This window comes from Alteromonas profundi, assembly GCF_010500865.1.
GTDB lineage: Bacteria > Pseudomonadota > Gammaproteobacteria > Enterobacterales > Alteromonadaceae > Alteromonas > Alteromonas profundi.
On sequence record NZ_JAAAWN010000025.1, the window covers coordinates 56,653 to 68,160 of the forward strand.

Sequence of the window (11,508 nt, forward strand, 5' to 3'; positions counted from 1 at the left end):
AGCAATGAACGACATTTCATAAGAGGACTATTGACATGTAGTAGCGTGGCGAACTTTTTCGCCCGCCACTATGCGTCTGCGAGAATCCGTCCGTCACCATCGATAGGCTTTTTATAACAGTAAAGAGTAACAGCTAAATTATTTAAACAAACTACCTATTAAGGAAGAAATATGAAATCAATAATCATCGCACTTTTCGCTTTAAGTTTGAGCTTAAGTACACAAGCTTCTGCTCATACATCGTTGGCGTCATCAATGCCGAAAGACAATGCTATGTTAATGGAAAGTCCAGACAAGCTCGTTCTAAATTTTACAGATGATGTGCGTCTTGTGGATTTAAAGGTCAAGAGTAAAAAAGGTGAGCCTGTGGAAGTTGTCTTTGAACCTTCGATGGAGGCAAACAAAAACTACAGTTATAGCTTACCTCTGCTCGATATAGATACTTACGTGGTCTCATGGACCATCATGGGAAATGACGGTCATAAAATGAAAGGACAACTTTCATTTATGGTGCATGTGAGTAGAAAGATGAAAGGAATGAAGCACAAGGACATGAAAGATACTTTGATGGATCATTCAGGTATGAGTCATTAGTTGTTAAGCATTAAAAAGGTAAATCGATATGTTGCCAGAATGGTGGACGGTATCACTGGTGTTCGTCAAACTCCTAGTCTATTTAGGAATGATGGGCATAATGGGCTCTTGCGCCATTTTATTGCTTCTAAAAGACAGTAAGCGGGGTGTAGCAGTAAATGCTCATCAAAGCTGGCAACTGATTACCTTAAGCTACGCTTTTCGTCTTTCAATCGTTGGATTTTTTTCTAGCGTCGCTGGTTTTTTCCTTCAGACTGGCTATATGGCAGAGCAGGGACTCACAGGAATGTTTTCTCCTTTCATGATGGAGATGATATGGCGCTCACAGGTAGGAACCATTGCCACTATTCGCGCCGTTATCTTTGTTTTGTTCGGTTTGCTTGCTTGGTTTCTGTTACAAAAACTCAAACGGGGTGATGGATTAGTATCATTTAAGGTTTTGCTAGGTAGCAGCGTAATATTTTTGCTGCCGCTAGCGTTAACTTTCTCCTTGACCGGACATGCTAGTCAGTTTGTCACTTTCGGTGAAATTCAGATTGTTATTCATTCATTGATTGGTTTGACGTGGGTAGGCTCTTTATACCCACTGATTACAGCATGTAAATTACTCAATCACTCAGATTTAGCTCTCATCATGAAACGTTACGGTAACATTGCCATCGTGTTCGTGTTTATCTTAGTCACGGTTGGTGTAGTAATGTTAATACAGCTACTGGATTCCCCGTCGGAGCTTTTCTTCAGTGAATATGGATTAGCCTTTTTATCTAAACTGTTTGCAGTTGCGCTAATACTCACCCTAGCTGCAGGACATAAGCTGTTTTGGGTACCTAGGCTAGCTTATGACAAAAATGTGTGCGGCAAATTGCGCAAATCAATCAATTTTGAGCTCATTATTGGGCTTATTATTTTGTCTCTTACGGCTTTGTTAACTTCAGCTTTGAGCCCTAACCTTTAACGAAAATAACCGGCGGTTTGCGCAAAAATATGAAAAGGAAAATAATTATGAAAATGACTGCTTTAAGATCCTTAACTGTTTTTGCATACCAATTATTTATCTCATAAATGACAGAAAAGTAATCAAACTGTAATGCCAGTGCCGTGTTTCTAATATCTTACACCGTTAAAATTATGTTTAATCTAAAAGCAACCTTATTGCTTTTTGTCTTGCTCCCGTATTGCCCCTAATTACTTTGCAATTAGAGTCAAAAAAATATGAATCTATGCAAATACAGAGCACAGAAAAAAGTTAAACGCGCCAAATAACACGACGGAATCTAAATGACAGCAACTGATAAAGTTAACCAAAAGACAGCGAATAACTGTTGTTGTAGCAAACAAGCCCAATCAGCGAGCGAATCTCCTGCGGTCAAAGACATAACCAAACAAGAGCCCAATAATCTATCAGAAAATCGATTTATAATTGAAGGAGCTAGTTGTGCCAGTTGCGTCAACAAAATTGAGGCGGCGTTAAACAATCTGCCTATAGTTGAACGAGCGGAGATGAACTTCGCTCAGCGTGTTGTCACGGTAATCGGAGATGCATCGGTTTCAAATATTATAGAAGCGGTGGAAAAAGCCGGATACAAAGCAAAATTAGACGACAGTGATTCTGAGCAAGAAGCGCTAGACGAAAAAGAAAAAGCCGACTGGCAATACTACAAGAAATTAATGCGAGAGATGGCCGTGGCGTTGTCGCTTGGTGTGCCGTTGATGATTTACAGCCTGCTCGTTGGCGAAATGACAGTAACAACTACTACTGAAAGACTCGTTTGGTTAACGGTCGGATTGCTGACTCTTGGTATAATGGTTTTTGCGGGTAAACACTTTTATGTGGGCGCATGGAATTCATTTAAAAATCATTCTGCGAATATGGACACATTAATAGCCCTTGGAACGGGTACTGCTTGGCTTTATTCAATGGTTGTTGTGTTTGCTCCCGGTATCGTGCCGCTAATGGCCAGACACGTGTATTTTGAAGCTACTGCCATGATTATTGGTTTAATCAATCTTGGTTTAGCACTTGAAATTAAAGCGCGAGGTAAGACTTCAGAGGCGATTAAGCGTTTAATTGGCCTGCAAGCAAAAACAGCTCGTGCTATTCGAGACGGTAAAGATGTAGATATACCAATAGAACAAGTGTTGCTCGACGATCTGATTCGAGTCAGACCTGGTGAAAAAATTTCCGTAGACGGCGTGGTCGTAGAGGGACACTCCACAGTTGACGAATCCATGTTGACCGGTGAGCCGATGCCAGTAGAAAAAACACAGGGAGAAGAGGTCGTCGCTGGTACGATTAATAAATCGGGCTCTATTATTTTCAAGGCGACGCGTGTAGGCAAAGATACGGCGCTCGCCCAAATCATCAACATGGTAAGAAGTGCTCAAAATTCAAAGCCCCCGATAGGACGTTTAGCCGATGTTATCTCAGCTTACTTCGTGCCCGTCGTTATGATTATTGCCGTAATAAGCGCTTTAGTTTGGCTCAACTTTGGGCCATCTCCAGCTGTTGCTTACGCAATTGTGTCTGCAACAACGGTTCTCATTATAGCTTGTCCATGTGCACTTGGTTTGGCGACACCGATGTCCGTAATGGTAGGGGTAGGCAAAGCCGCAGAAGCGGGTGTGTTGATAAGAAACGGCGAAGCGCTACAAACAACCAGTAAGATTACTACGATGATTCTAGACAAAACAGGCACTATTACTGAGGGAGCACCTAAGGTAACTGATGTATTGCTAGCACCGGGTCAAAATGAAAAACAAGTGCTAATGCTCGCATCAAGTATCGAAGCTGGCTCTGAGCACCCCCTAGCAATGGCGATCGTTGAAAGTGCCAAAGCAAAAAACATAGAACCTAAGAAAGTGACTCAGTTTTCTTCCATTGTTGGGCAGGGAGTGGAAGCGAAGTTTAAGGAAGATACCCTTTTATTCGGTAACGAAAAGCTAATGAAGCAGCGTGATATTGACATTAGCGACTACATCGAAAAAGCCCAAGGCTTAGCCTCTGAAGCTAAAACACCAATGTATTTCGCTGTTAATTCATCGCTTGTTGCAGTAATTGCAGTTGCCGATCCAATTAAAACTGATTCTATTGATGCAATAAAGCGACTTCAGAACAACGGAATACGAGTAGTGATGCTCACAGGTGATAATCGTTCAACCGCAAAAGCAGTAGCTGAAAAAGCGGGTATCACAGAGTTTGTGGCCGAGGTTATGCCAGAGGACAAAGCAAAAAAAGTCGCTGAGTATCAATCAATGGGAGAAATTGTGGGCATGACAGGTGACGGAATTAATGACGCACCTGCATTGGCACACGCAGATGTAGGCTTTGCAATAGGTACAGGCACTGATGTAGCCATTGAAAGTGCTGATATTACCCTAATGCGGGGCTCGCTTCATGGTCTTGCTGATGCAATTGCGGTGAGTAAAGCCACTCTAACCAATATTAAGCAAAACCTATTTGGCGCATTTATTTACAACGTTGCAGGTATACCATTCGCTGCCGGTGTTCTGTATCCATTTTTTGGTCTTTTATTAAGTCCGGTGATAGCTGGTGCCGCGATGGCGTTTTCATCACTTACCGTCGTTACCAACGCCAATCGTCTGCGATTGTTTAAAGCAAAAGAACATTAGGAGAGTGTGACAATGCTATGGATCAACCTCACAGGAATTGTATTGATTGCTCTTATCATCTGGTGGTTTTGGTTATACAAAGAGCAAAGTATTCGTATCGCTGAAGGTTCGTTGGAGATCTTGGTGAAAGACGGTATTTATCAACCATCGCACATCAAAATTAGAGCGAATGAAGAAAGGCAAATCGTGTTTCATAGAGCTGATGCAACGCCTTGCGCAGAAATGATTTCGATACCCGAATTAGATATTTCAGAACGATTACCTTTAAACAAAAAGACAGTCATATCGCTTCCGGGGCTGCCAGCAGGTGAGTACGCATTTCACTGCCAAATGCAAATGTATAAAGGGAAGATAACTGTTCAATAGATGGTTAGCTTTCAAATAGGAGAGTAAATATGAGCGACTCAAAATTATCATTTTGGAAAACGCCCTCAGGCTGGGCTGCACTGGGACTCATTGCTGCGGCAAGTTACTTTTTATTTTTTGAGCATGGCGAGCATGTGTGGCCGTATTTGCCTTACCTGATCCTGCTACTTTGCCCCTTCATCCATTTTTTTATGCACGGGAGTCATGGACACGGCCATCATGATGGCGAGCAAAGAAAGACCGAAGAAGCGCAGATGACATTTACAGAAGAGCGTCAACAAAAGACAACTACAAACATGGAAGAAAAGAGATAAAAACGATGCACGGTGAGTCTGACTATGGTCTATGGAGTTTAGTTTTCATAAACTCTGCCATTTTCATTTTTTTTGCATTCAGCTTTGTAAAACCACAATCAAAGACTGAATGGAGAAGCTTAGGAGCTTTTTCCGCTTTTATTCTTGCATTGTTTACAGAAATGTATGGCTATCCGCTCACCATCTATTTTTTGTCAGGCTGGCTAACAGAGCTTTATCCGAACATAGATTTTCTAGCACATGAAAATGGACATTTGCTACAAACGATTTTTGGTTTTGAGGGGGATGCTCATTGGAGCATACTGCATATTACTAGCAATATACTCATCATTGCTGGTTTCTTTATTTTATCTTCTGCATGGAATGATCTTCATCGTGCGCAGAAAAACCATTCGCTCGCCAATACAGGTTGGTATGCAAGATGTCGCCACCCACAGTATTTAGCTTTTATTATCATTATGTTTGGCTTTTTATTGCAATGGCCCACAATCCCAACGTTAATCATGTTTCCAATATTAGCATTAGTCTACATTCGCTTAGCCAAACGTAAAGAAAAAACAGCGATAGCCGAATTTGGGGAGCGCTATTTAGCATATAAAGAGACCACGCCTGCCTGGTTACCTAAATTCAGCAGCTCAAACCTCCAATACGACAATTAGCGTTTTTGATAAATCGCTAACGCCAAATAATTCAACATTTTAATATGCAGGAGAAAACAATGAGTAATAAACATCATAGAGTTGGTGTGAATGAATTAAATTTGGTTATTCGTCACCTTCGGCTGACAGGGGTGACTTCAGACAATATAGATTTAATTATCAGAGATATCGATTCAACTATGGGTGTTGACGCAGTGTCGTTTGAGGAATCATCCAACACGCTCCATGTCGGTTATGATGCTACACATTGTGAACTCGATGGTATTGAGAATGTCGTTCGAATGCACAGAGCCGACATTTCTGACGATTGGTGGACGCATTTCAAGGAAGGTTATTATCAATTTGTTGACGAAAATATTCGTGAAAATGCTAAACATAAACCATGGAGCTGTCATACAACTGATCAGGGCAAGCGCTCTAAATAAAAAATACTTTTAATATCTTTCAAAACCTTTTGACCTTTAGGAGGCATTATCAATGCAGATTTCTAGCAACACGCCAATTTATCAAACGATTGTGAATGACAAATTGGAAAAAAATCATCAAACAGCAGAAGCAGAAACGTCCAACTGTAAAAGGAAAGAAGCTGAAGAGAGCACCATTGCCGAGTCTAATAAAGTGGAGGGTGGTGACCAGGCCGCGCCAAGTGAAATCAGGCAATCAATATCTGTGAAGGTGTAACTTTTAGATCTCCTATCCACACGTTTATCGGACTAATTCAATTTTATAGAATTTTTAGGCCGATAAACGCGTATATCCAAACCTGTTATTTCCTCATAGTTATTTAATTCTAGCCATTGTGGGTATGACCCTCATCGTTATCCTTGTCGTCGCCGTTATGCCTGAGGAAAAAGCGCTCGTAGGCAAAAACAGCAACAATGCCAATGCCGGCAATAATGATAATCTGTAAATCATCACTGCCTTTGATCCAAATGAATGCTAGAAGAACAACAACATCTAACATAATTGCGGTGATCACCACCAGTGGGTTTGCTCCAACGTCTTTTCTAAGTACCCTCAATACGCCCCAATGAATAATAATATCCATTACTAGGTAAAAAATGGCCCCTAGAGATGCGATCCTTGAAAGATCAAAGAAAGCGGCAAGTAAGCCCGCAGCAATTACAGTAAAGACCAATGTATGTTTTTGAATATTACCGGGCATACCAAAGTGCCGATGGGGGATCAAATTCATATCTGTCAACATTGCCAACATACGCGAAACCGCAAAAACGCTGGCTAGTAGACCCGACGCGGTCGCTATTATTGCAATACCCACAGTAAACCAAACACCGTACTGTCCGATAGCGGGACGAGCCGCTTCAGCAAGTGCGTAGTCTTTAGCAGCAATTATCTGTTCGACCGTTAATGTGGAGCCTACGGCATAGCAGACTAATAAATAGATAACCAAACAAATTAATAAAGACACAATAATGGCTCGCCCAACATTTTTATTTGGGTCAACCACTTCGTCGCCGCTATTGGTAATAGTGGTAAATCCTTTGTAGGCTAAAATAGCCAAAGCGGTACCAGCTAAAAAGCCACTAGCAGAGGCATTTTCACTCACATCAGCGCTAGCGGCTTGAAAAGCAAACCCCGCTACCCAGAGCGCTACGATGGCGAAAATCAATATGCCGCCAATTTTCAACACGGCTGTAACCTTGGAAACACTTCCAATTACTTTGTTACCTGCCACGTTTACCACAAATGCAAAAATGATAAGCCCGATAGCAAGTATGGGAACCAATATGCTATTTTCTTGTACATCAAATAGCTGAAGGGTGTATGTGCCAAACGTTCGAGCCACTAAGCTTTCATTGATGATCATTGAAAATGCCATCAATAATGCGGCACCTCCGGTTATAGCACTTGGGCCATAAGCCTTTTTTAAGATCATCGCGATGCCGCCCGCAGATGGATATTTGTTTGAAACCTTTATGTAGCTATAGGCACTAAATCCACTGATAATGGCGGCTACAATGAACGCTAGAGGGAATAATGACCCAGCATATTCCGCTACCTGCCCGGTAAGCGCAAATATTCCGGCTCCAATCATTACACCAGTACCCATAGCGACCGTACCAGCTAAACTCAAACTTCCTTTTTCGTAATCTTCGTTGTGAGAACTCATTTAGCCATTCCTTAATAGATGATGAAAATAAGGTCTTTTTCACCAAATTCTTTACATTTTGTCAGTACGCTTCGATAGCTTGGTACTCACGCATCTAGGCTATTGCTTTAGAAAGCATCCATAATCCAGCTGCAATCATAAATAGATTTTCTGTGAGAGATACAAAGCCAAGTGGCACGCTGCTATCACCCCCCACGCAGGCACATTTAAGTTCACGTTTATCGATGTATACAGCTTTGAATACAGAAATCGCGCCCACTGTTCCGATAAATAAAGAAACTGGGCCAACGAGATAACCCGACAGGCTTGCCAGCATTCCGATTCCAGCGAATGCCTCTGCAAAGGGGTAAATGTAGCCGTAGCGTATATTCCGCATAGCCAGCAAGTCATAGGTGATGAAGGAGTTCGTAAAGCTATATAAATCTTTTAGCTTTTGAATCGCTAGCAGTGTCATACTAAATGCAACAAAAAGCTCGATAACTTGTATAATGTAATTACCTGCAATATACGCATACGCTATTGACAAAGCCATCAGCAGGGCAACAGAAAATATCGCAATAACAGGTGTGTAGGTGGTGCCTGTTTGCCCAGGTTCGCCTAAGTCAAAGTACTCCCTTAAGTCGTCATATCCACCTATTCGTTCCCCATCGATAAAGGTCTGAGGAGTAGTCTCTACGTCGTGTTCTTTTTTGAACTTATCGGTTTCTTCGCGACTTGCAAGCTTATGATCATCTACTTGAAACCCTTCTCGCTCTAATAGGTCTTTGGAGCGCAAGCCATACGGGCAGATGTGCTCATCGGTGTGCATTCGATATAATTTTGCTTGTTTTGCCATGATACTCTCCTGTTTATTTACTATGGAGTTAATGTTTTGATAGTTTGCTTATTGTTGACTGAAATCGGGAACCGAGCGGCTAGTCGCCTCGGCGTCAGTTTGTGCTTCACCGTTCTTCTCGATATCATCTAATAACCATTTCATTTCTTTGATTTCGCGCTCCTGCGCAGCGATGATTTCATTGGCTAATTCAAGCACTCGTTTATCTGAGATATTGGCTCGTTCACTAGTTAAAATCGCAATAGAGTGATGTGGTATCATCGCTTTCATCCACGCCTCGTCAGCGATGGTTGATTGCGAGCGAACTAAGAACAGTGAGACCAAGAAAATAAGTCCGCTACCTAGCAAAATTGTCCAGTTCTTGGCTTTGTTCTCATACATGTTGAGCATGAACAGCAACATAATGATTGCCATTATTGAACCCATATAGATAGCCATGTAAAACCGCGTTTCGCTAAAGAAAATGTGGTCGAATGCATATGTATTGAAATACATCATTAGCAGCATGGCCGCAGTTGATGTGAAGATCATTGCTAAAAACTTTGTATATTTAGTCATCACGTTATCCTTTATGTCCTTTTAGGACTGATTCATTGTTTTAAATATTAAAGAAGCTGAACAACTAACAAGTAAAAACCCTGTCATTGCTTCCAAACCCGACAAGAAACTTAAATGCCCAATGGGCGCTAGTTGAGCCAACCCTAAGGTGGCTAAGTTAATGAGTGAGAAGTAATAAATTTCAATAAAACTAAGAGAAGTTGATCCCTGCAAATCGCCCAGACCCATCTGGATCGATATCAAAAAGCCTGAGGCGAACCAAAAAGCAGCTATCAACTGGCTAAAAGTTATGCCGTACACTACTGCAATGAGCTTCAGGTATGCAGAGAGGTTTGAGCTCACGACATGATTCTTTAACACTCTGAGACTTAAAAAATGACTCGTGGTTGCCAATCCAATCGCTATTAAAGCCACTATCAACTGAATAACTACTTCCATTTATTGCTCCTTTGTAAAGCCCTTAGAACCAGAACCGAGCACCCACTACGAGACCAGTTTCACTTACTGACTCACCATTTTTTCGAGCGATATCAGCGCTATTACCAAGACTTCGACTCCAATAAATACCAGCGTATGGTGCAAACTCTCTTGCAAACTCATAGCGATATCGCAAACCTATGCGTATTGAATTGAAGCCAGAGGGGCGATCAAACCTTTCAGATTCTGAAAGCGAACCAGCTAGGGCAAGTCTCGGTTGTAAAAATGATGTTTGGGTGACTCTAATTTCATATTCGGCTTCTACTGAGAAACTGACGTCACCATCCTCATTAATGACAATAGAGTTATCCATTTCGAATTGATAAGGAGCGACTCCATATAAGCTTATGACGGCATAGTTCTCCATATTCGATTCGCTACTTAAAGTTCCTCTTGTGCCGATACCTGCTTGAAATTCCCAAAATGGCGCAATCAATTTACTTGCAAGGAGCTCGGCTCGCTCTAAATCTGTGGCCTCACCATCATCTTGCTTGTTTTCCCCTTCACTTTTGAAGTAAAGGCGATAGGTATCACCGCCGTACCATCCAATCATGTCCCACACTCCGATGTTTTCTTCATCGTTTGTGCGCGTATATTCAAACCGGTCAAATAAAATCATGCCCGTGTTGTACTGTTCGACTGGTTTCGGCCAATCTGATGGAATCTCTTGCGCATTAGACGATGCGCAAAGACCAATCAGTAAAGTAATGAAAATTTTAGACGTGTTTTTCATACAATTTTCCCTACGAGACCGATACGATTCTGAACATACCCGCATCCATGTGGTAGAGCAGGTGACAATGAAATGCCCAATTACCTGGTGCATCTGCGCTTATCAACAACGACACTTTTTCACTGGGTTTTAGACTTATCGTATGTTTTCGAGGGGGCGGATAATTCCCGTTTTCTAACTCCATCCACATACCATGCAAGTGGATTGGATGATTCATCATCGAATCGTTCACTAAAATCAAACGAATTCTTTCGCCATATCTAAAATGAATAGGGCCATCGACTTCATTAAATTTGAGTCCATCGAACGACCACATATAACGTTCCATATTGCCTGTAAGGTGCAGTTCAACTGTTTGCGTTGGCTCTCTGGTATCGGGCCACTCTTTTGCGCCCGTTAAGTCGCTATACAGCAATACTCGATGCTTCACACTCTCTAAACCAACACCCGGTTCATCGAGTCGACTTGTGGGATTATTTGCAAGCATACTTGCACCAGGACCATGACCGTTTTCATCATGCTTTATATTAATGTCGTCTACTGGCAGTGCACGAGAGGGTATAGATGAGTGGTCATTCATATGAGCCATGGATGAGCCAGATGATGTTGCTCGGTTCTTAGCGTCAGCGGACGACGTGTCCATTTCATTCATGCCCTTCATGCCCTTCATGCCTGACATGTCTGAGCTCATCCCCATTGCTGCCATGCCCTGTTCTGGCATTTTGCGCAATGTTGGCACAGGTGCTTCTTTTCCAAGTGCAGTACTTAGGGTTCCTCTGACGAAGCCACTTCTATCCATGCTTTCTGCAAAAAGGGTATATGTGTTGGAGCCGATTGGTCTTACAATGACGTCATAGGTTTCAGCAACCGCAATTCGAAGTTCATCCACTTTAACGGGTTTGATTGGTTGTCCATCAGCGGCCACTACCGTCATTTCGAGGCCCGGAATACGAAAATCAAAATACGTCATGGCGGAGCCATTTATGAGCCTTAATCGAATGCTTTCATTGGGCTTATAGAGCGCGGTCCAGTTGGTTTGAGCATCCCTGCCATTCATTAAATATGTATATGTGGAGCCTGTTACATATGACCACTGTGTTTTTGTAAAAGTATCATTTTTGTGGATAACTATACGTAAAAATATATAAAACATAGACTTAAGGGAAGTGTTTGACACTTCCCTTTTTTGTATTATTCTATTACATATTACC

At 41.9% G+C, this 11,508-nt stretch carries 13 protein-coding genes and 1 pseudogene; 8 read left to right on the forward strand and 6 right to left on the reverse strand.

Translation table 11 applies throughout. From position 1 onward, the window contains the following. The first annotated feature begins 171 nt into the window (after positions 1 to 171). From GTH32_RS15745 to GTH32_RS15780, 8 genes are all read left to right on the forward strand, one after another. On the forward strand, positions 172 to 594 hold the full coding sequence (locus tag GTH32_RS15745; protein ID WP_163087520.1) for a copper resistance CopC family protein: 423 nt from the start codon (positions 172 to 174) through the stop codon (positions 592 to 594). Positions 595 to 622: 28 nt separating this feature from the next. Beyond that, on the forward strand, positions 623 to 1,549 hold the full coding sequence (locus GTH32_RS15750) for a copper resistance D family protein (RefSeq protein ID WP_163087522.1): 927 nt from the start codon (positions 623 to 625) through the stop codon (positions 1,547 to 1,549). Between the two features lie 323 nt (positions 1,550 to 1,872). Then, positions 1,873 to 4,224, forward strand: coding sequence for a heavy metal translocating P-type ATPase (locus tag GTH32_RS15755; protein WP_203565521.1), 2,352 nt, complete (start codon positions 1,873 to 1,875; stop codon positions 4,222 to 4,224). Positions 4,225 to 4,236: 12 nt separating this feature from the next. Then, on the forward strand, positions 4,237 to 4,590 hold the full coding sequence (locus tag GTH32_RS15760; protein WP_163087524.1) for a cupredoxin domain-containing protein: 354 nt from the start codon (positions 4,237 to 4,239) through the stop codon (positions 4,588 to 4,590). 29 nt (positions 4,591 to 4,619) lie between these two features. Continuing rightward, on the forward strand, positions 4,620 to 4,904 hold the full coding sequence (locus GTH32_RS15765) for a DUF2933 domain-containing protein (RefSeq protein WP_163087526.1): 285 nt from the start codon (positions 4,620 to 4,622) through the stop codon (positions 4,902 to 4,904). 5 nt (positions 4,905 to 4,909) lie between these two features. Continuing rightward, positions 4,910 to 5,563 carry a methyltransferase family protein gene (locus GTH32_RS15770; RefSeq protein ID WP_163087528.1) on the forward strand — a complete coding sequence of 218 codons (654 nt, stop codon included), beginning with the start codon at positions 4,910 to 4,912 and terminating at the stop codon, positions 5,561 to 5,563. A gap of 59 nt (positions 5,564 to 5,622) precedes the next feature. After that, complete coding sequence (locus GTH32_RS15775; protein WP_163087530.1) at positions 5,623 to 5,988, forward strand: cation transporter; 366 nt, start codon at positions 5,623 to 5,625, stop codon at positions 5,986 to 5,988. A gap of 52 nt (positions 5,989 to 6,040) precedes the next feature. Beyond that, positions 6,041 to 6,244 (forward strand): hypothetical protein, encoded by a 204-nt coding sequence (locus GTH32_RS15780; RefSeq protein WP_163087532.1) that lies wholly within the window; start codon positions 6,041 to 6,043, stop codon positions 6,242 to 6,244. A 109-nt stretch (positions 6,245 to 6,353) separates the two neighbouring features. On the opposite strand, the gene GTH32_RS15785 is transcribed toward GTH32_RS15780, so the two are convergent. From GTH32_RS15785 to GTH32_RS15810, 6 genes and pseudogenes are all read right to left on the reverse strand, one after another. Further along, positions 6,354 to 7,694 (reverse strand): APC family permease, encoded by a 1,341-nt coding sequence (locus tag GTH32_RS15785; protein WP_163087534.1) that lies wholly within the window; start codon positions 7,692 to 7,694, stop codon positions 6,354 to 6,356. A gap of 94 nt (positions 7,695 to 7,788) precedes the next feature. After that, on the reverse strand, positions 7,789 to 8,529 hold the full coding sequence (locus GTH32_RS15790) for a MauE/DoxX family redox-associated membrane protein (protein WP_163087536.1): 741 nt from the start codon (positions 8,527 to 8,529) through the stop codon (positions 7,789 to 7,791). A gap of 48 nt (positions 8,530 to 8,577) precedes the next feature. After that, positions 8,578 to 9,087, reverse strand: coding sequence for a DUF305 domain-containing protein (locus tag GTH32_RS15795; RefSeq protein ID WP_163087538.1), 510 nt, complete (start codon positions 9,085 to 9,087; stop codon positions 8,578 to 8,580). 21 nt (positions 9,088 to 9,108) lie between these two features. Further along, entirely contained in the window at positions 9,109 to 9,525 is a 417-nt protein-coding gene (locus GTH32_RS15800) for an ion channel (protein WP_163087539.1), read from the reverse strand. 22 nt (positions 9,526 to 9,547) lie between these two features. After that, positions 9,548 to 10,297 (reverse strand): copper resistance protein B, encoded by a 750-nt coding sequence (locus GTH32_RS15805; protein ID WP_163087541.1) that lies wholly within the window; start codon positions 10,295 to 10,297, stop codon positions 9,548 to 9,550. A gap of 10 nt (positions 10,298 to 10,307) precedes the next feature. Further along, positions 10,308 to 11,381, reverse strand: a pseudogene (locus GTH32_RS15810) (multicopper oxidase domain-containing protein); the annotation flags it as partial. Positions 11,382 to 11,508: the final 127 nt, after the last annotated feature.

Excerpts from the sequence above, each read along its gene's own strand:
- GTH32_RS15800 (WP_163087539.1), bottom strand. The coding sequence starts at position 9,525 with ATGGAAGTAGTTATTCAGTTGATAGTGGCTTTAATAGCGATTGGATTG.
- GTH32_RS15790 (WP_163087536.1), bottom strand. The coding sequence starts at position 8,529 with ATGGCAAAACAAGCAAAATTATATCGAATGCACACCGATGAGCACATC.
- GTH32_RS15785 (WP_163087534.1), bottom strand. The coding sequence starts at position 7,694 with ATGAGTTCTCACAACGAAGATTACGAAAAAGGAAGTTTGAGTTTAGCT.
- GTH32_RS15760 (WP_163087524.1), top strand. The coding sequence starts at position 4,237 with ATGCTATGGATCAACCTCACAGGAATTGTATTGATTGCTCTTATCATC.
- GTH32_RS15755 (WP_203565521.1), top strand. The coding sequence starts at position 1,873 with ATGACAGCAACTGATAAAGTTAACCAAAAGACAGCGAATAACTGTTGT.
- GTH32_RS15745 (WP_163087520.1), top strand. The coding sequence starts at position 172 with ATGAAATCAATAATCATCGCACTTTTCGCTTTAAGTTTGAGCTTAAGT.
- GTH32_RS15795 (WP_163087538.1), bottom strand. The coding sequence starts at position 9,087 with ATGACTAAATATACAAAGTTTTTAGCAATGATCTTCACATCAACTGCG.
- GTH32_RS15765 (WP_163087526.1), top strand. The coding sequence starts at position 4,620 with ATGAGCGACTCAAAATTATCATTTTGGAAAACGCCCTCAGGCTGGGCT.
- GTH32_RS15805 (WP_163087541.1), bottom strand. The coding sequence starts at position 10,297 with ATGAAAAACACGTCTAAAATTTTCATTACTTTACTGATTGGTCTTTGC.
- GTH32_RS15770 (WP_163087528.1), top strand. The coding sequence starts at position 4,910 with ATGCACGGTGAGTCTGACTATGGTCTATGGAGTTTAGTTTTCATAAAC.
- GTH32_RS15775 (WP_163087530.1), top strand. The coding sequence starts at position 5,623 with ATGAGTAATAAACATCATAGAGTTGGTGTGAATGAATTAAATTTGGTT.
- GTH32_RS15750 (WP_163087522.1), top strand. The coding sequence starts at position 623 with ATGTTGCCAGAATGGTGGACGGTATCACTGGTGTTCGTCAAACTCCTA.
- GTH32_RS15780 (WP_163087532.1), top strand. The coding sequence starts at position 6,041 with ATGCAGATTTCTAGCAACACGCCAATTTATCAAACGATTGTGAATGAC.